Origin of the sequence: Enterobacter cloacae complex sp. 2024EL-00711 (genome assembly GCF_047529885.1) — a bacterium.
Lineage (GTDB): Bacteria > Pseudomonadota > Gammaproteobacteria > Enterobacterales > Enterobacteriaceae > Enterobacter > Enterobacter ludwigii.
Window position 1 is genome coordinate 1 of the sequence record NZ_JBLIZC010000015.1, and the last position, 22236, is coordinate 22236.

Below are 22236 nucleotides of genomic sequence, written 5' to 3' on the forward strand. Positions count from 1 at the left end.
GACAACATCAAGATGGTTGTGACGCTGATCCACCCAATCGCGATGGACGACGGTCTGCGTTTCGCAATCCGTGAAGGTGGCCGTACCGTTGGCGCGGGCGTGGTTGCTAAAGTTCTCGGCTAATTGCTGATAACATTTGACGCAATGCGCAATAAAAGGGCATCATTTGATGCCCTTTTTGCACGCTTTCAGATCAGAACCTGGCTCATCAGTGATTAAATTTGTCATAATCATTGCTGAGACAGGCTCTGCAGAGAGCGTATAATCCGAAAAGCGAATTAGCATTTCGATTTGGTTTGCCTCGCAATCGCGGGGTGAAAATGTTTGTAGAATACTTCTGACAGGTTGGTTTATGAGTGCGAATACCGAAGCTCAAGGGAGCGGGCGCGGCCTGGAAGCGATGAAATGGGTAGTCGTAGCCGTGCTGCTGATTGTAGCGATTGTCGGCAACTACCTTTATCGTGACATGATGCTGCCGCTACGCGCGCTTGCAGTGGTAATTCTGATTGCTGCAGCGGGTGGTGTCGCGCTGTTGACGACAAAAGGCAAAGCGACTGTCGCTTTTGCTCGCGAAGCGCGTACCGAAGTCCGCAAGGTAATTTGGCCGACTCGCCAGGAAACATTGCACACCACGCTGATCGTAGCGGCGGTTACCGCTGTAATGTCACTGATCCTGTGGGGACTGGATGGTATTCTGGTTCGCCTGGTATCCTTTATCACTGGCCTGAGGTTCTGAGATGTCTGAAGCCCCTAAAAAGCGCTGGTACGTCGTTCAGGCGTTTTCCGGTTTTGAAGGCCGCGTAGCAACGTCGCTGCGTGAGCATATCAAATTACACAACATGGAAGAGTTATTTGGCGAAGTTATGGTTCCGACCGAAGAAGTGGTCGAGATCCGTGGCGGCCAACGTCGCAAAAGCGAGCGTAAATTCTTCCCGGGTTACGTGCTGGTTCAGATGGTTATGAACGACGCGAGCTGGCACCTGGTGCGCAGCGTACCGCGCGTGATGGGCTTTATCGGCGGCACGTCTGACCGTCCGGCACCAATCAGCGACAAAGAAGTTGATGCGATTATGAACCGCCTGCAGCAGGTGGGTGATAAGCCGCGTCCGAAAACGCTGTTTGAACCGGGTGAAATGGTTCGTGTTAATGACGGTCCGTTTGCTGACTTTAATGGCGTGGTTGAAGAAGTGGACTACGAAAAGTCCCGCCTGAAAGTGTCCGTTTCTATCTTCGGTCGTGCGACCCCGGTAGAGCTGGACTTTGCCCAGGTAGAAAAAGCCTAAGCAGCGATCAAAAAAGCGACGATTTAATCGTTGCACAAGGCGCGAGATTGGAATACAATTTCGCGCCTTTTGTTTTTATGGGCTGCGGCCTGTAAAACGATTTTATTCACGGGGAGCCTCCTTGAGGCGTTATCACCCAATCAGAGGATTTTAGAATGGCTAAGAAAGTACAAGCCTACGTCAAGCTGCAGGTTGCAGCAGGTATGGCGAACCCAAGTCCACCAGTTGGTCCAGCTCTGGGTCAGCAGGGTGTGAACATCATGGAATTCTGTAAAGCGTTCAACGCCAAAACCGAATCCATGGAAAAAGGTCTGCCAATCCCAGTTGTTATCACTGTATACGCTGACCGTTCTTTCACTTTCGTTACCAAAACCCCTCCAGCAGCAGTTCTGCTGAAGAAAGCGGCGGGCATTAAGTCTGGTTCCGGTAAACCGAACAAAGACAAAGTGGGTAAAATTTCCCGCGCTCAGCTGCAGGAAATCGCGCAGACCAAAGCTGCCGACATGACTGGTGCCGACATTGAAGCGATGACTCGCTCAATCGAAGGTACTGCACGTTCCATGGGCCTGGTAGTGGAGGACTAAGAAATGGCTAAACTGACCAAGCGCATGTCCGTGATCCGTGACAAAGTTGATGCGACCAAACAGTACGACATCAACGAAGCTATCGCTCTGCTGAAAGAACTGGCTACCGCTAAGTTCGTTGAAAGCGTTGACGTTGCTGTTAACCTGGGCATCGATGCTCGTAAATCTGATCAGAACGTTCGTGGTGCAACTGTACTGCCACACGGTACTGGCCGTTCCGTACGTGTAGCTGTATTTGCTCAGGGTGCAAACGCTGAAGCGGCTAAAGCTGCCGGCGCTGAACTGGTAGGTATGGAAGATCTGGCTGACCAGATCAAGAAAGGCGAAATGAACTTTGACGTTGTTATTGCTTCTCCAGATGCAATGCGCGTTGTTGGCCAGCTGGGCCAGGTTCTGGGTCCACGCGGCCTGATGCCAAACCCGAAAGTGGGTACTGTAACCCCTAACGTTGCTGAAGCTGTTAAGAACGCTAAAGCAGGTCAGGTTCGTTATCGTAACGACAAAAACGGCATCATCCACACCACCATCGGTAAAGTGGACTTTGACGCTGACAAACTGAAAGAAAACCTGGAAGCTCTGCTGGTTGCGCTGAAAAAAGCAAAACCAACTCAGGCGAAAGGCGTGTACATCAAGAAAGTTAGCATCTCCACCACCATGGGTGCAGGTGTTGCAGTTGACCAGGCTGGCCTGAGCGCTGCTGCAAACTAATGCCTTTACGTGGGCGGTGATTTTGTCTACAATCTTACCCCCACGTTTGCTAACAAAAGTTAGCGGCTAAAAGATTTGTTCGTTGGAGCCTGGCCTAATCCAGGCCTCCGTCGAAGACCGCAGGTGTTTCGCAAGAAACTTAATGCCCTGCGTAGACGGTGACAGAACGCTAAGATTATTTTTGGATACTCTGGCTTGTTTCTGCTCACCGTATTAAGACGCTCTTTCCGTTGGGGAGAGTGAAGTGAGTTCCGGAACATGAGTTCCGGCAAACATCCAGGAGCAAAGCTAATGGCTTTAAATCTTCAAGACAAACAAGCGATTGTTGCTGAAGTCAGCGAAGTAGCCAAAGGCGCGCTGTCTGCAGTAGTTGCGGATTCCCGTGGCGTTACTGTAGACAAAATGACTGAACTGCGTAAAGCAGGTCGTGAAGCTGGCGTATACATGCGTGTTGTTCGTAACACCCTGCTGCGTCGCGTAGTTGAAGGTACTCCTTTCGAGTGCCTGAAAGACACGTTTGTTGGTCCGACCCTTATTGCATACTCTATGGAACACCCGGGCGCTGCTGCTCGTCTGTTCAAAGAGTTCGCGAAAGCGAATGCAAAATTTGAGGTCAAAGCTGCAGCCTTTGAAGGTGAGTTGATCCCGGCATCGCAAATCGATCGCCTGGCAACCCTGCCGACCTACGAAGAAGCAATTGCACGCCTGATGGCAACCATGAAAGAAGCTTCGGCTGGCAAACTGGTTCGCACTCTGGCTGCTGTTCGCGATGCAAAAGAAGCTGCTTAATCGCAGTTATCTTTATAAAGCATTTGCTTACGTATAAACTTATTCTGATTTTCAGGAACAATTTAAATGTCTATCACTAAAGATCAAATCATTGAAGCAGTTGCAGCTATGTCCGTAATGGACGTTGTAGAACTGATCTCTGCAATGGAAGAAAAATTCGGTGTTTCCGCTGCTGCTGCTGTAGCTGTAGCTGCTGGCCCGGTTGAAGCTGCTGAAGAAAAAACTGAATTCGACGTAATTCTGAAAGCTGCTGGCGCTAACAAAGTTGCTGTTATCAAAGCAGTACGTGGCGCAACTGGCCTGGGTCTGAAAGAAGCTAAAGACCTGGTAGAAGCTGCTCCAGCTGCGCTGAAAGAAGGCGTGAGCAAAGACGACGCAGAAGCACTGAAAAAATCTCTGGAAGAAGCTGGCGCTGAAGTTGAAGTTAAATAAGCCACCTTTTCTGGTTGCAGCCTAAGTCATTAGGCTGATGGCTGGTGACTTTTTAGTCACCAGCCTTTTTGCGCTGTAAGGCATCAGTAGCATTTCACACTGTTTGACTACTGGTTGTCCTGACAATGCATGTTTCTATCGACGACTTAATATATTGCGACAGGGTGCGCGCTCTGTGTAAATCGCGACGAAATGATTTAAGCGTGATAGCAACAGGTATTGCGGAAAGTATTCAATTTTCCGGTCCACAAAATGGTGTTGCACAAACTGTCCCTTCGTCGGACAGATGGGTCGACTTGTCAGCGAGCTGAGGAACCCTATGGTTTACTCCTATACCGAGAAAAAACGTATTCGTAAGGATTTTGGTAAACGTCCACAAGTTCTGGACATTCCATATCTCCTTTCTATCCAGCTTGACTCGTTCCAGAAGTTTATCGAGCAAGATCCTGAAGGGCAGTACGGCCTGGAAGCAGCCTTCCGTTCCGTGTTCCCGATTCAGAGCTACAGCGGTAACTCCGAGCTGCAGTACGTCAGCTACCGCCTTGGCGAACCGGTGTTTGACGTTCAGGAATGTCAGATCCGTGGCGTGACCTATTCCGCACCGCTGCGCGTAAAACTGCGTCTGGTGATCTATGAGCGCGAAGCGCCAGAAGGCACCGTAAAAGACATTAAAGAACAAGAAGTCTACATGGGTGAAATTCCACTCATGACAGACAACGGTACTTTCGTCATCAACGGTACTGAGCGTGTTATCGTTTCCCAGCTGCATCGTAGCCCGGGTGTCTTCTTCGACAGCGATAAAGGTAAAACACACTCATCCGGTAAAGTACTGTATAACGCGCGTATCATTCCTTACCGTGGTTCCTGGCTGGACTTCGAGTTCGATCCTAAAGACAACCTGTTTGTCCGTATCGACCGTCGTCGTAAACTGCCTGCGACCATCATTTTGCGTGCGCTGCAATACACCACTGAACAGATCCTGGACCTGTTCTTTGAGAAAGTAATCTTTGAAATCCGCGACAACAAGTTGCAGATGGAGCTGGTGCCAGAGCGTCTGCGTGGTGAGACCGCGTCGTTCGACATCGAAGCCGACGGCAAAGTGTATGTGGAAAAAGGCCGCCGTATTACCGCGCGCCACATCCGTCAGCTGGAAAAAGATGATATCAAACTCATCGAAGTTCCGGTTGAATACATTGCTGGAAAAGTAGCCGCGAAAGATTACGTTGATGAATCAACTGGCGAGCTGATCTGCCCGGCGAACATGGAGCTGAGCCTGGATCTGCTGGCTAAGCTGAGCCAGTCTGGCCACAAACGCATCGAAACGCTGTTCACCAACGATCTGGACCACGGTCCTTATATCTCTGAGACTATCCGCGTCGATCCAACGACCGATCGTCTGAGCGCGCTGGTAGAAATCTACCGCATGATGCGCCCTGGTGAACCACCAACTCGCGAAGCGGCTGAAAGCCTGTTCGAGAACCTGTTCTTCTCCGAAGACCGCTACGATCTGTCCGCGGTTGGTCGTATGAAGTTCAACCGTTCTCTGCTGCGTGATGAGATCGAAGGTTCCGGTATCCTGAGCAAAGACGACATCATCGAAGTGATGAAGAAGCTCATCGATATCCGTAACGGCAAGGGCGAAGTGGACGATATCGACCACCTCGGCAACCGTCGTATCCGTTCCGTAGGCGAAATGGCGGAAAACCAGTTCCGCGTTGGCCTGGTACGTGTTGAGCGTGCGGTGAAAGAGCGTCTGTCTCTGGGCGATCTGGATACCCTGATGCCTCAGGATATGATCAACGCCAAGCCGATTTCTGCAGCAGTGAAAGAGTTCTTCGGTTCCAGCCAGCTGTCTCAGTTCATGGACCAGAACAACCCGCTGTCTGAGATCACGCACAAACGTCGTATCTCTGCACTCGGCCCAGGCGGTCTGACCCGTGAACGTGCAGGCTTCGAAGTTCGAGACGTACACCCGACTCACTACGGTCGTGTATGTCCAATCGAAACGCCTGAAGGTCCAAACATCGGTCTGATCAACTCCCTGTCCGTGTACGCACAGACTAACGAATACGGTTTCCTTGAGACGCCGTACCGTAAAGTGACCGACGGTGTTGTAACTGACGAAATTCACTACCTGTCTGCTATCGAAGAAGGCAACTACGTTATCGCTCAGGCGAACTCCAACCTGGATGACGAAGGCCACTTTGTAGAAGATCTGGTTACCTGCCGTAGCAAAGGCGAATCCAGCTTGTTCAGCCGCGACCAGGTTGACTACATGGACGTATCCACCCAGCAGGTGGTATCCGTCGGTGCGTCCCTGATCCCGTTCCTGGAACACGATGACGCCAACCGTGCATTGATGGGTGCGAACATGCAACGTCAGGCCGTTCCAACTCTGCGTGCTGATAAGCCGCTGGTTGGTACCGGTATGGAACGTGCTGTTGCCGTTGACTCCGGTGTTACTGCGGTGGCTAAACGTGGCGGTACTGTTCAGTACGTGGATGCTTCCCGTATCGTTATCAAAGTTAACGAAGACGAGATGTACCCGGGCGAAGCAGGTATCGACATTTATAACCTGACCAAATACACCCGTTCTAACCAGAACACCTGTATCAACCAGATGCCTTGTGTGTCTCTGGGTGAGCCCGTTGAGCGCGGCGACGTGCTGGCAGACGGTCCGTCCACTGACCTCGGTGAACTGGCGCTCGGTCAGAACATGCGCGTAGCGTTCATGCCGTGGAACGGTTACAACTTCGAAGACTCCATCCTCGTCTCCGAGCGTGTGGTTCAGGAAGATCGTTTCACTACCATCCACATTCAGGAACTGGCATGTGTGTCCCGTGACACCAAGCTGGGGCCAGAAGAGATCACCGCTGACATCCCTAACGTGGGTGAAGCTGCGCTCTCCAAACTGGATGAATCCGGTATCGTTTACATCGGTGCAGAAGTGACCGGCGGCGACATTCTGGTTGGTAAGGTAACGCCGAAAGGTGAAACCCAGCTGACGCCAGAAGAGAAACTGCTGCGTGCTATCTTCGGTGAGAAAGCGTCTGACGTTAAAGACTCTTCTCTGCGCGTACCAAACGGTGTTTCCGGTACAGTTATCGATGTTCAGGTCTTCACCCGTGACGGCGTTGAAAAAGATAAGCGTGCGCTGGAAATCGAAGAGATGCAGCTCAAACAGGCTAAGAAAGACCTGTCTGAAGAACTGCAGATCCTCGAAGCGGGTCTGTTCAGCCGTATCTATGCGGTGCTGGTTGCCGGTGGCGTTGAAGCTGAGAAGCTCGACAAACTGCCACGCGATCGCTGGCTGGAACTGGGCCTGACCGACGAAGAGAAACAAAATCAGCTGGAACAGCTGGCTGAGCAGTATGACGAACTGAAACACGAGTTCGAGAAAAAACTCGAAGCGAAACGCCGTAAAATCACTCAGGGCGACGATCTGGCACCAGGCGTGCTGAAGATTGTTAAGGTGTATCTGGCTGTTAAACGTCAGATCCAGCCTGGTGATAAGATGGCAGGTCGTCACGGTAACAAGGGTGTTATCTCTAAGATCAACCCGATCGAAGATATGCCACACGATGCTAACGGTACGCCGGTAGATATCGTACTGAACCCACTGGGCGTACCGTCTCGTATGAACATCGGTCAGATTCTGGAAACCCACCTGGGTATGGCTGCGAAAGGTATCGGCGATAAGATCAACGCCATGCTGAAACAGCAGGAAGAAGTCGCGAAACTGCGCGAATTCATCCAGCGTGCCTACGATCTGGGTACCGACGTTCGTCAGAAAGTCGACCTGAGCACCTTCAGCGATGAAGAAGTGCTGCGTCTGGCAGAGAACCTGCGCAAAGGTATGCCGATTGCAACGCCGGTATTCGACGGTGCAAAAGAAGCTGAAATCAAAGAGCTGCTGCAACTGGGTGGTCTGCCAACGTCTGGTCAGATTACGCTGTTTGATGGCCGTACCGGTGAACAGTTCGAGCGTCCGGTAACCGTAGGTTACATGTACATGCTGAAACTGAACCACCTGGTCGACGACAAGATGCACGCTCGTTCTACCGGTTCTTACAGCCTGGTTACTCAGCAGCCGCTGGGTGGTAAGGCGCAGTTCGGTGGTCAGCGCTTCGGGGAGATGGAAGTGTGGGCGCTGGAAGCATACGGCGCAGCATACACCCTGCAGGAAATGCTCACCGTTAAGTCTGATGACGTGAACGGTCGTACCAAGATGTATAAAAACATCGTGGACGGCAATCATCAGATGGAACCAGGCATGCCAGAGTCCTTCAACGTACTGTTGAAAGAGATTCGTTCGCTGGGTATCAACATCGAACTGGAAGACGAGTAATTCTCGCTCAAACAGGTCACTGGTGTCGGGCTAACCCCCGACACCAGATTGTGCTAACTCCGACGGGAGCAAATCCGTGAAAGATTTATTAAAGTTTCTGAAAGCGCAGACTAAAACCGAAGAGTTTGATGCGATCAAAATTGCTCTGGCTTCGCCAGACATGATCCGTTCATGGTCTTTCGGTGAAGTTAAAAAGCCGGAAACCATCAACTACCGTACGTTCAAGCCTGAGCGTGACGGCCTTTTCTGTGCACGAATTTTCGGGCCAGTAAAAGACTACGAGTGCCTGTGCGGTAAGTACAAGCGCCTGAAACACCGTGGTGTGATCTGTGAGAAGTGCGGCGTTGAAGTGACCCAGACCAAAGTGCGCCGTGAGCGCATGGGCCACATCGAACTGGCATCTCCAACTGCGCACATCTGGTTCCTGAAATCTCTGCCGTCCCGTATCGGCCTGCTGCTGGATATGCCGCTGCGCGATATCGAACGTGTTCTGTACTTCGAATCTTATGTGGTTATCGAAGGCGGTATGACGAACCTGGAACGCCACCAGATTCTGACCGAAGAGCAGTATCTGGACGCGCTGGAAGAGTTCGGTGACGAATTCGACGCCAAAATGGGTGCGGAAGCTATTCAGGCCCTGCTGAAAAGCATGGACCTGGAGCAAGAGTGCGAGCAGCTGCGTGAAGAGCTGAACGAAACCAACTCCGAAACCAAGCGTAAAAAGCTGACCAAGCGTATCAAACTGCTGGAAGCGTTCGTTCAGTCTGGTAACAAACCAGAGTGGATGATCCTGACCGTTCTGCCGGTTCTGCCGCCAGATCTGCGTCCGCTGGTTCCGCTGGATGGTGGTCGTTTCGCAACGTCGGATCTGAACGATCTGTATCGTCGCGTTATCAACCGTAACAACCGTCTGAAACGTCTGCTGGATCTGGCTGCGCCGGACATCATCGTACGTAACGAAAAACGTATGCTGCAGGAAGCGGTAGATGCCCTGCTGGATAACGGTCGTCGCGGTCGTGCGATCACCGGTTCTAACAAACGTCCTCTGAAATCTTTGGCCGATATGATCAAAGGTAAACAGGGTCGTTTCCGTCAGAACCTGCTCGGTAAGCGTGTTGACTACTCCGGTCGTTCTGTTATCACCGTAGGTCCATACCTGCGTCTGCATCAGTGCGGTCTGCCGAAGAAAATGGCACTGGAGCTGTTCAAACCGTTCATCTACGGCAAGCTGGAACTGCGTGGCCTGGCCACCACCATCAAAGCCGCTAAGAAAATGGTTGAGCGTGAAGAAGCTGTCGTTTGGGATATCCTGGACGAAGTTATCCGCGAACACCCGGTACTGCTGAACCGTGCACCAACACTGCACCGTCTGGGTATCCAGGCATTTGAACCGGTACTGATCGAAGGTAAAGCTATCCAGCTGCACCCGCTGGTTTGTGCGGCATATAACGCCGACTTCGATGGTGACCAGATGGCTGTTCACGTACCGCTGACGCTGGAAGCCCAGCTCGAAGCGCGTGCGCTGATGATGTCTACTAACAACATCCTGTCTCCAGCGAACGGTGAACCAATCATCGTTCCTTCTCAGGACGTTGTATTGGGTCTGTACTACATGACCCGTGACTGTGTTAACGCCAAAGGCGAAGGCATGGTGCTGACTGGCCCTAAAGAAGCTGAGCGTATCTATCGCGCTGGCCTGGCCTCTCTGCATGCGCGTGTCAAAGTGCGTATCACTGAATATGAAAAAGATGCTAACGGCGAATTCGTTGCGAAAACCAGCCTGAAAGACACGACCGTTGGCCGTGCCATTCTGTGGATGATCGTACCGAAAGGTCTGCCTTTCTCCATCGTCAACCAGGCGCTGGGTAAGAAAGCGATCTCCAAAATGCTGAACACCTGTTACCGCATTCTGGGTCTGAAGCCGACGGTTATCTTCGCTGACCAGACAATGTACACCGGCTTTGCATATGCAGCGCGTTCAGGTGCATCTGTTGGTATCGATGACATGGTTATCCCAGAGAAGAAACACGAGATCATCTCTGAAGCGGAAGCCGAAGTTGCTGAGATCCAGGAGCAGTTCCAGTCTGGTCTGGTTACCGCGGGCGAACGCTATAACAAAGTTATCGATATCTGGGCTGCGGCGAACGATCGTGTATCCAAAGCGATGATGGATAACCTGCAAACCGAAACCGTGATTAACCGTGACGGCGTAGAAGAGCAGCAGGTTTCCTTCAACAGCATTTACATGATGGCCGACTCCGGTGCGCGTGGTTCTGCAGCACAGATTCGTCAGCTGGCAGGTATGCGTGGTCTGATGGCGAAGCCAGATGGCTCCATCATCGAAACGCCAATCACCGCGAACTTCCGTGAAGGTCTGAACGTACTCCAGTACTTCATCTCTACTCACGGTGCGCGTAAAGGTCTGGCGGATACCGCACTGAAAACAGCGAACTCCGGTTATCTGACGCGTCGTCTGGTTGACGTTGCGCAGGACCTGGTTGTGACCGAAGACGATTGTGGCACCCTCGAAGGTATCACCATGACCCCGGTTATCGAGGGCGGTGATGTTAAAGAGCCGCTGCGCGATCGCGTACTGGGTCGTGTAACCGCGGAAGACATTCTGAAGCCGGGTACCGCAGACATTCTGGTTCCACGCAACACGCTGCTGCACGAACAGTGGTGTGACCTGCTGGAAGCGAACTCTGTTGACTCTGTGAAAGTTCGTTCCGTTGTATCTTGTGACACCGATTTCGGTGTATGTGCGCACTGCTATGGTCGTGACCTGGCGCGTGGCCACATCATCAACAAAGGTGAAGCAATCGGTGTTATCGCGGCACAGTCCATCGGTGAACCGGGTACACAGCTGACGATGCGTACGTTCCACATCGGTGGTGCGGCATCTCGTGCGGCTGCTGAATCCAGCATCCAGGTGAAAAACAAAGGTAGCATCAAGCTCAGCAACGCGAAGTCTGTTGTTAACTCCGCAGGCAAGCTGGTTGTGACCTCTCGTAACACCGAGCTGAAGCTGATCGACGAATTCGGTCGTACCAAAGAGAGCTATAAAGTGCCTTACGGTGCTGTTATGGCGAAAGGTGATGGCGAGCAGGTTGCCGGCGGTGAAACCGTTGCAAACTGGGATCCACACACCATGCCGGTTATCACCGAAGTAAGTGGTTTCATCCGCTTCACTGACATGATCGACGGCCAGACCATTACTCGTCAGACCGACGAGCTGACCGGTCTGTCTTCTCTGGTCGTTCTGGACTCTGCTGAGCGTACTGCCGGTGGTAAAGATCTGCGTCCTGCACTGAAAATCGTTGATGCTCAGGGTAACGATGTTCTGATCCCTGGTACCGATATGCCTGCGCAGTACTTCCTGCCGGGTAAAGCGATTGTACAGCTGGAAGATGGCGTACAGATCAGTTCTGGTGACACCCTGGCGCGTATTCCTCAGGAATCCGGCGGTACCAAGGACATCACCGGTGGTCTGCCACGCGTTGCGGATCTGTTCGAAGCACGTCGTCCGAAAGAGCCTGCAATCCTGGCTGAAATCAGCGGTATCATCTCCTTCGGTAAAGAGACCAAAGGTAAACGCCGTCTGGTTATCACCCCAGTAGATGGCAGCGAGCCGTACGAAGAGATGATTCCTAAGTGGCGTCAGCTCAACGTGTTCGAAGGTGAACGTGTAGAACGTGGTGACGTGGTTTCCGACGGTCCAGAAGCGCCGCACGACATCCTGCGTCTGCGTGGTGTGCATGCTGTTACTCGTTACATCGTTAACGAAGTACAGGACGTATACCGTCTGCAGGGCGTTAAGATTAACGATAAACACATTGAAGTTATCGTTCGTCAGATGCTGCGTAAAGCAACCATCGATAGCGCGGGCAGCTCTGAGTTCCTGGAAGGCGAGCAGGTTGAATACTCACGCGTCAAGATCGCTAACCGCGATCTTGAAGCGAACGGCAAAATCGCTGCGACCTTCTCGCGCGATCTGCTGGGTATCACCAAAGCGTCTCTGGCAACCGAGTCCTTCATCTCTGCAGCATCGTTCCAGGAGACCACGCGTGTCCTGACCGAAGCCGCTGTAGCAGGTAAGCGTGATGAACTGCGCGGTCTGAAAGAGAACGTTATCGTGGGTCGTCTGATCCCGGCTGGTACCGGTTATGCGTACCATCAGGATCGAATGCGTCGTCGTGCTGCAGGCGAACTGCCAGCTGCACCGCAGGTAACTGCTGAAGATGCATCCGCGAGCCTGGCAGAGCTGCTGAACGCAGGTCTGGGTGGTTCTGACAACGAGTAATCGTTGATTCAGCAAATAAAAAACCCGCTTCGGCGGGTTTTTTTATGTCTGCATATTTTTCAGTTTATCAGCGGTAGCCGACGATACAGCTCAATCATATCGCCCGCCAGGTCCTGAATGACCATCGCGTTCATCAGGTGATCCTGAGAGTGGACGGTGATCAGGTTAACCGGTAGCTTTCCGGTCCCTTCATCAAGACCAATCAGCTGCGTCTGGATGGTGTGGGCATGTTTCACGTATTCACGCGACTCTTCCATCGCCTTTTCGGCTTCGTCAAAGTCACCTTTACGGGCCATCTGCAACGCCGTAAGGGCAGCACTGCGCGCTGCTCCCGCGTTGACCAGCAGTTCCATGATCGTTGTTTCTAAATCTTCCACGGGTCACTCCAGTAATTTAAGCGCTTTTTCCAGGACGACATCACCTTTCATCATGCCGTAATCCATCATGTCGATCACCGCGACCTTTTTACCCAGCGGATCGGCCTGCGCCTGAAGTTTAGCCTGCTCGTATTTAACCTGTGGCCCCAGCAATACGATGTCAGCCGTCGCGATATTATCTTTAAACTCCGCAACCGGAACGGCTTTAATGGTGACTTCAACCCCTTTTTTCTGCGCGGCGTCTTTCATACGTTGAACCAGCATGCTGGTTGACATTCCCGCTGCACAGCATAAAACGATGTTCTTCATAATCAGCCTCGATCTACATGTGTTTATTGATAATTATCCCGTGCAGACCGCTTCAACAACCGCTTTACCGCGATTGTGTGTCAGGCATCACAAAGAAATGGGTGATTTTCTGAAACCGGTTACAATTTTGCATGAAAGTGCACGCTGCCCGTCGAAACGGACAGCGTGGGAGGGGTGAAATTAACGGATGGACGTCTGAAGGATACGGTTTTTACCCTGCTGTTTTGCGCTGTAAAGTGCGTTATCCACGCTCCCGACAAATTGCTCCAGCGGTTCGAAATGCCATTCCCCCAGGCCTGCACTGAACGTGACCTGTAGGTTTTCTTCCCGCCAGACGCGTTTTTCAATGGTGGTACGCCATGCTTCCAGCAACGAGATTGCATCAGCAATTTGCGTAGCCTGGAAGACCACCGCAAACTCTTCTCCACCATACCGGTACACCGAGATGTGGTGCGGTTGCATGATCTGGATCCCTTCACGCGCCACGTTACGCAGGACAATATCGCCGCTAAGGTGGCCCCAGGTATCGTTGATTGATTTGAAGTTATCGATGTCCACCAGCGCCAGTGCGAAAGGCTGTTGAGCCGCCATTAACTCTTCCACATCGGTATCGAACGCGCGGCGGTTTTTGCAGCCTGTTAGCGCATCGTGGGTTGCCTGGCGGACATATGCCATCTCACGCTCTTTATTCGACTGGATGGTATGACTCAGCATCGCTTCCAGACGCGGTGCCTGGCTGACGTCGCCAGTTTTGATGGCGTTGATAATATGCATCAGCACGGTACGCGAGGCATGGCGAAGGTACAAACCGAAGAGAATGATAATAATCGCCGCCAGTGCAAATCCCCAGCCAACGATAGTGGTTTCGTGGCGGGTTATATCCGTCAGGGTCGCGCCAGAGACCCGGTAGATGACAAACCAATCCGGGTTAGTGAAGGAGTAGTAGTAATACCAGGTTTTACTTTTCCGGTCGTATAAATGCCCCTCGCCGCTGGTCATTTTGTCCATCAGCGCTTCGCTCACGTATTTTTTGAACAGCGCGCCCGTGTCAGGATGAAGCACCACGGTTCCGTCGCGCTCGACGACGAAGAATTCCCCTTGTACAGGGGCCACCATCTGTCGAAGGGTATACCCCATCGACGCCAAATCAAGATGAAAGGCCAGGGTTCCCTTGAGTCTGCCTTCTGTTGAAATCAATGGCTTATAAAGCGTGACCGTTGGATGCCCGGTAAAGTAGTCCATATAAGGGTGGGTATAATGGCTGAAAATACTGGCTTCCGCGTAGGCGACAAACCACGGGCGAGTCCGCGGATCGGCGTTTTTACTCTTTTCCGTGGGAGGCGCTTCTGGAACGTGCAAATAATGCCCTTCCGTGTCGGCCAGCGAGATGGATGACACGGTCGGCATCAGGTTTTGCAAATGCATTAACATCTGCAACCCTTGCGTCGGGTTGACGTTCAGCGTCTCATTCAGTATTTCGTTGCGGGAAAAGTACATCGCAGAACGACCAAGAATATAGTCGTTTTCACGCAACATTGATTCGGTATAGTTAACCGCCAGATTATGCGTGAAATTACCATTAATTTTATGATAATCCTCAAGAAAATCCTTTCGTTGCGAAAGCGTAACCACGACAGCGATCAGTGCAAAACTGCACAGTATCCCCGCGAAGCTGGCCATTATTGGCCGGGTAAAAGAGAGTTTTTTGCTGTGAAGTGCCATGAGTTGTACATCATTCCTGAGGGTGAATGCTTTTCGTCTGCCGATATCCTCTCAGCATAGTCGCAGTCCTGCGGTTAGCTGTGAATTATACGGAACACGATTTCAGACGAGATGATTTATCTTAAGAATGGCTAAGAAATTACTCATAAAATCAGAAATTCAGTGTGCACGATAAGTCAGAGGCAGGGCGAAACGAGGAAGAAGCTTTTCGCCCTGGTCAGCGTCCGTTGCTGACCACATGACAATAAAAAACCGGACGATAGCTGACAATCATCCGGTTGTGACTCTCCGTGGCGCCTCGTTTTATTTCTGCGGAGTTGCAGTATGTTTCAGCGTAATTGCGAGGCTCTTCCCAGCCAGCTGTCCCAGTCTTTCCAGACCGGTTGCAGCCCCTGCGCGCTCAGGGCCGCGGCGACCGCTTCCGGACGTCGTCCATCATGCGGGGCAAACTGCTCCAGTTCAGGGTGATCATCGGCGTAACCGCCCGGCTGTGTTTTGGAAAATGCGCTCACGTTGTTTATCGCAAGCGGGATCACGCGGTCGCGGAACGCCGGTGATTCACGTGTTGAGAGCGATAATTCAACCTCCGGGGCAAGCAGGCGAAACGCGCAGATCGTTTGTACCAGCTGGCGCTCGTCCATAAGTGAGGCCGGTTCAATCCCGCCAGCACACGGGCGCAGCCGGGGGAAGGAGATGGAGTAGCGGCTCTGCCAGTAGTGCTGCTGGAGCCACAACAGATGTTCCGCCACCATGTAACAATCCACGCGCCAGCTATCGGAAAGCCCAATCAGCGCACCAAGGCCAATTTTGTCGATCCCGGCACGTCCGAGCCTGTCCGGTGTTTCAAGGCGGAAGAAGAAGTCCTGTTTCTTGCCCTTCAGGTGATGCCGTGCGTAGGTCGCTTCGTGGTACGTTTCCTGATAGACCATCACTCCATCCAGTCCGAGCGTTTTGAGCTCCGCATACTCATCCTGCGACAGGGGCTGCACTTCCATCTGCAACGAGGCGAACTGACGACGAATTGCAGGAAGGTGCTGGCGGAAATAGTCCATCCCGACTTTGCCCTGGTGCTCACCGGTGACCAGCAGGAGATGCTCGAAGCCCATTTCCCGGATGGCCACACACTCGCGCGCGATCTCCTCCTCATCAAGCGTCTTACGCTTAATGCGGTTGCTCATGGAGAAGCCGCAGTAGGTACAGTCATTGGCGCACAGGTTTGAGAGATAGAGCGGGACGTAAAAGCTCACCGTGTTGCCAAAGCGCTGTCGGGTGAGACGCTGGGCGCGCTGGGCCATCGGCTCCAGATAAGCGCTGGCCGTAGGGGAGAGCAGGGCCATTAAATCGTCGCGGGTCAGATGGCGTGCATTCAGTGCGCGCTCGACGTCGACCGGCGTTTTGCTGTTGATGCGCAGGGCAATGTCGTCCCAGTTAAGCTGGCGCCAGTGGTCGGTAAAGGTGGTCATGAGATTGCCTCCAGAAAACCGGTCAGCGGGCTGGTGGCCTGCGCCTGAAAACTGCGTGAGCCAGGGCCTGATTGCCGTGCCAGCAGGCCAGCCTCCACCGCCATGCGAAACGCGCGCGCCATCATGACCGGATCGTCGGCAACCGCGATGGCCGTGTTCACCAGCACCGCGTCCGCCCCCATTTCCAGCGCCTGCGCGGCATGGCTTGGTACGCCAATACCCGCATCCACCACCACCGGCACGGTGGCCTGCTCAATGATGATCTCCAGCATTGTCCGGGTTTCCAGCCCCTGGTTGGAGCCAATAGGCGCGCCCAGCGGCATAACGGCGGCGCAGCCAACGTCTTCCAGATGTTTGCAGAGTACCGGATCGGCACCGCAGTAAGGCAGAACGATGAACCCTTGTTGTACCAGCTTTTCTGCCGCTTTCAGCGTCTCGATCGGGTCGGGCAACAGCCAGCGAGCATCCGGGTGAATTTCCAGCTTCAGCCAGCGTGTGCCGAGCGCTTCACGCGCCAGTTGGGCGGCGAAAATGGCCTCTTCGGCCGTTTTCGCGCCGGAAGTATTTGGCAGTAGCGTGACGCCAGCTTCCAGTAAAGGCGCCAGAATGGCATCACTGTGATGGCGCAGATCCACGCGCTTTAACGCCAGCGTGACCAGCTGGCTGCCGCTTTCACGGATGGCATCGACCATCAGCTGGGGTGATGCGAATTTCCCGGTTCCGGTAAACAGATGTGACTCAAAGACTTTATCGGCAATACGTAACATCTCAGCCCCCTGCGATAACCTGAAACAGCAGGATCTGGTCGCCTTCACTGACCTGCTGATGTTCCCACTGCTCGCGCGGCAGGATCTGTTGATTGAGCGCCAGCGCCGTTCCCGGCTTGAGCTGGCGCAGTTTATCGAGCAGCACGGCAACGGTGAGCCCGTCCTCGCATTTCATCGGCTCATCGTTAAACAGAATGCGCATTGCCGCCTCCGCATACCGGGCAGTGGCTGGCGCGGTGTAACGCCAGATGACGCCAGCCGCTGGAACGGGCATCAAATAACCGCAACGTGTTGCGCTCGGTCTCCATTCCGCTGAGCAGCTTGATGGCCTCGAGCGCCTGCAGGGTACCCATCACCCCCACAACCGGGCCAAGAATGCCCGCGGTGCGACAGTTACGCTCTGGCTCAGCATCGTCTGGCCACAGACAGCGATAGCAGCCCTGCGCCCACGGCGGTGTCAGGACCATCATCTGCCCGCCGAATCCCACCGCGCTGGCGGTGATAAGCGGCGTATTTTTTGCGACACAGGCGGCGTTGATCGCCTGGCGGGTTGCCATATTGTCGGTGCAGTCCAGCACCACGTCGGCCAGGGCGACTTCTCGGCGCAGATTGTCGCCGCTGAGCCGCTCCTGACACGCAATGAGCTCAATATCCGGGTTCAGCTGGATCAGGCGCTGGCGGGTAATGTGTACTTTGGGCTGGTTGATATCCTCGGTGGTAAAGAGGATTTGACGCTGCAGGTTGCTAAGATGCACCTCGTCGTCATCGGCCAGTACCAGCGTGCCCACGCCTGCTCCGGCCAGATAGAGCGCGGCAGGCGCGCCTAATCCGCCCAGCCCGACAATCAAAACCCGGCTGGCGAGCAGCTTTTGCTGCCCGTCGATGGCGATATCCTCCAGCAGGATCTGGCGGCTATAGCGCATAAAGTCACGATCATTCATCGCCTGCTCCTGCCAGTTGTAAGAGCTTCCGGGTGGCGGCCTGCCAGTCTGCGGCCTGGGTGATGGCACTGACGACGGCGATACTGCCGACACCGGTATCCAGCACGGCCGGAGCGCGTTCAAGGCTAATCCCGCCGATGGCCACGGTCGGGTACTGCGCAAGACGCTTCACGTGAGCCGCCAGCTGTGCCAGCCCTTGTGGCGCGGAGGGCATCTGTTTAGTTTGCGTCGGGAAGACGTGTCCAAGCGCAATGTACGAAGGGCGTGCCGCCAGTGCCACGTCAATCTCCATATCGTCATGGGTCGAGACACCCAGGCGCAAACCGGCTTCCCGGATGGCCTTCAGGTCTGTGGTCTCCAGGTCCTCCTGACCCAGATGCACGCCGTAGGCCTGGTGCTTTATCGCCAGTCGCCAGTAGTCGTTGATAAACAGGCGGGCGTGATACCGACGCCCCAGCGCGATGGCGGCGGCGACATCGTTCTCCACCTCCTCATCGCGTTTATCTTTGATGCGTAGCTGCAGCGTGCGTACACCTGCCTCCAGCAGGCGGGCAATCCACTCCACGCTGTCCACCACCGGGTAGAGCCCTAAACGAAAGGGCACGGGTGGGAAATCGGACTGGTACATTACGCCTCCTCTTTTTTGAGGTAGATTTCGCCGCCTTTCGCGCGGAAGGTTTCTGACATATCCGCCATGCCCACTTCAATGGCTTGCGCGGCGGCGTAGTCACGCACCTCCTGGCTGATCTTCATCGAGCAGAATTTTGGCCCACACATGGAGCAGAAATGGGCCACTTTGCCGGACTCCTGCGGCAGGGTTTCGTCGTGATAGGCGCGGGCGGTAAACGGGTCGAGCGCGAGGTTAAACTGATCTTCCCAGCGGAATTCAAAGCGGGCCTTCGACATCGCGTTATCGCGAATTTGCGCGCCCGGATGGCCTTTCGCCAGGTCCGCAGCGTGGGCGGCAATTTTGTAGGTGATAAGCCCCTGCTTCACGTCCTCTTTGTTGGGCAGACCGAGGTGCTCTTTTGGCGTCACATAGCAGAGCATGGCGCAACCGAACCAGCCGATCATCGCCGCACCAATTCCGGAGGTGAAGTGGTCGTAACCCGGGGCAATATCGGTGGTCAACGGCCCCAGGGTATAGAATGGTGCTTCATGGCAGTGCTCCAGTTCTTCCGTCATATTGCGGCGGATCATCTGCATGGGGACATGGCCCGGGCCTTCAATCATCACCTGCACGTCATACTCCCAGGCGATTTTGGTCAGCTCGCCCAGCGTGTGAAGTTCGGCAAACTGCGCTTCGTCGTTGGCATCACGAATGGAACCAGGGCGCAGGCCGTCGCCCAGCGACAGCGAGACGTCGTAAGCGGCACAGATTTCGCAGATCTCGCGGAAGTGTTCGTAGAGGAAGTTTTCCTGATGATGAGACAGACACCACTTCGCCATGATTGAGCCCCCGCGCGAGACAATGCCGGTCAGACGCTTCGCGGTCATCGGCACGTAGCGCAGCAGCACCCCCGCGTGGATGGTGAAGTAGTCTACACCCTGTTCAGCCTGCTCCAGCAGCGTGTCGCGGAACGCTTCCCAGGTGAGGTTTTCAGCGATACCGTTCACTTTCTCCAGCGCCTGATAGACCGGCACCGTTCCGATAGGCACCGGGCTGTTACGCAGGATCCACTCGCGGGTTTCGTGGATATAACGCCCGGTGGAGAGATCCATTACCGTGTCCGCGCCCCAGCGCGTTGACCAGACCAGCTTCTCGACCTCTTCTTCGATGGAGGAGGTGACCGCGGAGTTACCGATATTGGCGTTGACCTTCACCAGGAAGTTGCGGCCGATAATCATCGGTTCGGATTCCGGGTGATTGATGTTGGCGGGGATAATCGCGCGGCCAGCGGCCACTTCATCGCGCACAAACTCCGGGGTGATGTTTTCCGGCAGGCGGGCACCGAAACCTTCGCCCGGATGCTGGTGGCGCAGCACTTCGCTACGGATGCGCTCACGGCCCATGTTTTCACGGATGGCGATAAACTCCATCTCCGGGGTGACGATCCCCTGACGCGCATAGTGCAGCTGGGTAACGCATTTGCCCGCTTTCGCACGTTTCGGCGTCAGCAGGCCCGCGAAGCGCAGTTCGTCCAGGCCGTCGTCGGCCAGACGCTCTTTGGTGTAGGCAGAGCTGCGAACCGTCAGTTCTTCGCAGTCGTTACGCGCGTCAATCCAGCGCTGGCGAAGTTTTGCCAGCCCCTGCTGCACGTTAATGGCCACATCAGGGTCGCCGTACGGGCCAGACGTGTCGTACACCGGCACGGCTTCGTTGTCTTCATACTGCGGGTTTTCTTTGCTGCCGCCAAGAAGCGTCGGGCTAAGCTGGATTTCGCGCATCGGAACGCGGATATCCGCCTGAGAGCCGGTGATGTAAATACGCTTAGAGTTCGGGAAAGCGGTGCCTTCCAGGGTGTCGATGAAGTGTTGGGCGTGTGCGCGCTGTTCGCGGCGGGTCAGTTTAGTAGTAGACATAGCTCATTCCAAAAGTGAAGGACATGGCTTGTCAGACGACGGATGAAGCAAGAGGAGATCGCCCGGGGGCGATACTACAGCAGTTTTACTCTTGTTCCCTTCGCAGGTATTAGCCTGATCAGGTTCCGCGGATCCCGAATTAACGGTCTCAGCCCGTGCTTTCACACTGGGCACTCCGACAAGAAATTTACACGCCATCGTTCATGCTATCGCATGAATGATTTCGTGTAATACCCCCTCCTGAGAGGGGCGAATGTTTGTAAACTACTCGTTAACGATCAAGAACTCAAGCAGGCCGCGCGATGTTATCTTCGTTGCTGGCCTTAGAATCGTTATCCAGTACGAGGGCGATCAGCTTATCCTCCAGCGAGAATCGCTCTTCCAGCGCTTCGCCGAGATCGGACAGCGCCTGTTGAAACTCAAGGTAGTTGTCGTGATCGATGGCGTTCTCGAGTGTGGAATCGTAGTAATTCATGATCTGCTGGGTATTGGCTTCCAGCAGCGGGTAGAGTTTGGATGCCGTTAAATACGGGCTAGTGCCTTCCATTTCGCGGATAATGCGTTCATAAATATTGAAATGGCCGTCGGACAGGTAGTCGACCAGGCTCTGACAAAAATCATCCAGCGCTTTTTCATTCAGTCGCATAAACGATTCTTTGCCAGGCTTAATACCGACCAGATTGTAATAAGCCACGAGTAGATGCTTGCGCACATGTAGCCAGCGATCCACCAGTTTGTTACTTCCTCTAACGCGCTCAGTCAGGCTTTCTAGCTGGTTTAACATGTTCGACTCCGCAAGGTTTAGAATTGATTCTGCTTATCCAAAATGTAACCACAATGCTAACAACATGTCAGTGAAGCGAAGGTAGTGCAATAGATATGGATCGTATTATTGAAAAATCAGATCTGGGTTGGTGGATTGTCAGTCACGAACAAAAATTATGGCTGCCCGGTGGGGAAATACCCCATGGCACTGCCGATCGTTTCGATCTCGTTGGTCAGCCTGCGCTGAAGATCGGCGAGTGGCAAGGGGAGCCGGTGTGGTTGATCCAGCAGCCTCGCCGCCAGGACATGGGATCCGTTCGTCAGGTGCTGGATCTTGATGTGGGCCTGTTCCAGCTGGCAGGCCGTGGCGTGCAACTGGCCGAGTTTTACCGATCGCATAAATACTGCGGCTACTGCGGGCATACCATGCACCCGAGCAAAACCGAGTGGGCCATGCTCTGCAGCCACTGCCGTGAACGCTATTATCCGCAGATTGCGCCGTGCATTATCGTCGCTATCCGGCGTGACGATTCCATCCTGCTGGCACAACATACCCGCCATCGCAACGGCATTCATACTGTTCTTGCCGGGTTCGTTGAAGTGGGCGAAACGCTGGAGCAGGCGGTGGCGCGTGAAGTGATGGAAGAGAGCGGGATCCGGGTGAAGAACCTGCGTTACGTAACGTCTCAGCCGTGGCCGTTCCCGCAGTCGCTGATGACGGCGTTTATGGCCGAATACGATAGCGGTGAGATTGTTATCGACCAGAAAGAGCTGCTGGACGCGAACTGGTACCGTTATGACGATTTGCCACTGTTACCCCCGCCGGGAACGGTAGCCCGTCGGCTGATAGAAGATACCGTGGCGATGTGTCGGGCCGAGTATGAGTAGTGTTACACTCACGGACTGACGCAATAAGGAACTGCAA

General features: G+C 53.9%; 18 protein-coding genes, 3 pseudogenes and 1 riboswitch. Of the genes and pseudogenes, 10 read left to right on the top strand and 11 right to left on the bottom strand.

Annotated elements, in window-relative coordinates; translation table 11 throughout:
• The 9 genes and pseudogenes from tuf to rpoC form a co-directional block, all read left to right on the top strand.
• A pseudogene (gene tuf, locus ACMVME_RS22390) lies at nucleotides 1-123 on the top strand (elongation factor Tu); the annotation flags it as partial.
• Between the two features lie 229 nt (nucleotides 124-352).
• A complete protein-coding gene (gene secE / locus ACMVME_RS22395; protein WP_003862342.1) occupies nucleotides 353-736 on the top strand; it encodes a preprotein translocase subunit SecE in 384 nt (127 codons plus the stop codon).
• 1 nt (nucleotide 737) lies between these two features.
• Complete coding sequence (nusG, locus tag ACMVME_RS22400) at nucleotides 738-1283, top strand: transcription termination/antitermination protein NusG (protein ID WP_003862341.1); 546 nt, start codon at nucleotides 738-740, stop codon at nucleotides 1281-1283.
• A 155-nt stretch (nucleotides 1284-1438) separates the two neighbouring features.
• Nucleotides 1439-1867: a 50S ribosomal protein L11 gene (gene rplK / locus ACMVME_RS22405; protein ID WP_008808007.1), complete on the top strand. Its 429-nt coding sequence runs from the start codon at nucleotides 1439-1441 to the stop codon at nucleotides 1865-1867.
• 3 nt (nucleotides 1868-1870) lie between these two features.
• Nucleotides 1871-2575: a 50S ribosomal protein L1 gene (gene rplA, locus ACMVME_RS22410; protein WP_006810530.1), complete on the top strand. Its 705-nt coding sequence runs from the start codon at nucleotides 1871-1873 to the stop codon at nucleotides 2573-2575.
• Nucleotides 2576-2866: 291 nt separating this feature from the next.
• Nucleotides 2867-3364: a 50S ribosomal protein L10 gene (gene rplJ, locus ACMVME_RS22415; RefSeq protein WP_004097644.1), complete on the top strand. Its 498-nt coding sequence runs from the start codon at nucleotides 2867-2869 to the stop codon at nucleotides 3362-3364.
• A 66-nt stretch (nucleotides 3365-3430) separates the two neighbouring features.
• Nucleotides 3431-3796 carry a 50S ribosomal protein L7/L12 gene (gene rplL / locus ACMVME_RS22420; RefSeq protein ID WP_014168154.1) on the top strand — a complete coding sequence of 122 codons (366 nt, stop codon included), beginning with the start codon at nucleotides 3431-3433 and terminating at the stop codon, nucleotides 3794-3796.
• A 319-nt stretch (nucleotides 3797-4115) separates the two neighbouring features.
• Nucleotides 4116-8144, top strand: a complete 4029-nt coding sequence (gene rpoB / locus ACMVME_RS22425) for a DNA-directed RNA polymerase subunit beta (protein WP_020882980.1) — start codon at nucleotides 4116-4118, stop codon at nucleotides 8142-8144.
• Between the two features lie 76 nt (nucleotides 8145-8220).
• Nucleotides 8221-12444, top strand: a complete 4224-nt coding sequence (gene rpoC, locus ACMVME_RS22430; RefSeq protein ID WP_014168156.1) for a DNA-directed RNA polymerase subunit beta' — start codon at nucleotides 8221-8223, stop codon at nucleotides 12442-12444.
• A 59-nt stretch (nucleotides 12445-12503) separates the two neighbouring features.
• Here rpoC and ACMVME_RS22435 read toward each other — a convergent pair whose 3' ends face one another.
• The 10 genes from ACMVME_RS22435 to ACMVME_RS22480 all read right to left on the bottom strand — a co-directional run bounded on the left by ACMVME_RS22435 (nucleotide 12504) and on the right by ACMVME_RS22480 (nucleotide 21330).
• Nucleotides 12504-12821: a PTS lactose/cellobiose transporter subunit IIA gene (locus ACMVME_RS22435; protein ID WP_014168157.1), complete on the bottom strand. Its 318-nt coding sequence runs from the start codon at nucleotides 12819-12821 to the stop codon at nucleotides 12504-12506.
• 3 nt (nucleotides 12822-12824) lie between these two features.
• Complete coding sequence (locus ACMVME_RS22440) at nucleotides 12825-13130, bottom strand: PTS sugar transporter subunit IIB (RefSeq protein ID WP_014068453.1); 306 nt, start codon at nucleotides 13128-13130, stop codon at nucleotides 12825-12827.
• 180 nt (nucleotides 13131-13310) lie between these two features.
• Nucleotides 13311-14852, bottom strand: coding sequence for a sensor domain-containing diguanylate cyclase (locus tag ACMVME_RS22445; RefSeq protein WP_068795478.1), 1542 nt, complete (start codon nucleotides 14850-14852; stop codon nucleotides 13311-13313).
• A gap of 329 nt (nucleotides 14853-15181) precedes the next feature.
• Nucleotides 15182-16315, bottom strand: a complete 1134-nt coding sequence (gene thiH / locus ACMVME_RS22450; protein WP_068795479.1) for a 2-iminoacetate synthase ThiH — start codon at nucleotides 16313-16315, stop codon at nucleotides 15182-15184.
• Nucleotides 16312-17082, bottom strand: a complete 771-nt coding sequence (gene thiG / locus ACMVME_RS22455) for a thiazole synthase (RefSeq protein ID WP_251859157.1) — start codon at nucleotides 17080-17082, stop codon at nucleotides 16312-16314. Before thiG ends, thiH begins: the two co-directional genes overlap by 4 nt.
• Before the next feature lies 1 nt (nucleotide 17083).
• On the bottom strand, nucleotides 17084-17284 hold the full coding sequence (gene thiS / locus ACMVME_RS22460; protein ID WP_014168161.1) for a sulfur carrier protein ThiS: 201 nt from the start codon (nucleotides 17282-17284) through the stop codon (nucleotides 17084-17086).
• Nucleotides 17268-18023 carry a HesA/MoeB/ThiF family protein gene (locus ACMVME_RS22465; RefSeq protein ID WP_251859156.1) on the bottom strand — a complete coding sequence of 252 codons (756 nt, stop codon included), beginning with the start codon at nucleotides 18021-18023 and terminating at the stop codon, nucleotides 17268-17270. Before ACMVME_RS22465 ends, thiS begins: the two co-directional genes overlap by 17 nt.
• Nucleotides 18016-18651 (bottom strand): thiamine phosphate synthase, encoded by a 636-nt coding sequence (thiE, locus tag ACMVME_RS22470; protein WP_251859155.1) that lies wholly within the window; start codon nucleotides 18649-18651, stop codon nucleotides 18016-18018. Before thiE ends, ACMVME_RS22465 begins: the two co-directional genes overlap by 8 nt.
• Nucleotides 18651-20546 (bottom strand): phosphomethylpyrimidine synthase ThiC, encoded by a 1896-nt coding sequence (gene thiC / locus ACMVME_RS22475; protein WP_044857196.1) that lies wholly within the window; start codon nucleotides 20544-20546, stop codon nucleotides 18651-18653. Before thiC ends, thiE begins: the two co-directional genes overlap by 1 nt.
• A gap of 78 nt (nucleotides 20547-20624) precedes the next feature.
• A riboswitch (TPP riboswitch) is annotated at nucleotides 20625-20734 on the bottom strand.
• A 98-nt stretch (nucleotides 20735-20832) separates the two neighbouring features.
• Entirely contained in the window at nucleotides 20833-21330 is a 498-nt protein-coding gene (locus tag ACMVME_RS22480; RefSeq protein ID WP_014168165.1) for an Rsd/AlgQ family anti-sigma factor, read from the bottom strand.
• 95 nt (nucleotides 21331-21425) lie between these two features.
• On the opposite strand from ACMVME_RS22480, the pseudogene nudC reads away from it, so the two are divergent.
• A pseudogene (nudC, locus tag ACMVME_RS22485) lies at nucleotides 21426-22178 on the top strand (NAD(+) diphosphatase); the annotation flags it as partial.
• Here nudC and ACMVME_RS22490 read toward each other — a convergent pair.
• Nucleotides 22147-22236 (bottom strand): annotated as a pseudogene (locus tag ACMVME_RS22490) (hypothetical protein); the annotation flags it as partial. The pseudogenes nudC and ACMVME_RS22490 sit on opposite strands and share 32 nt — an antisense overlap.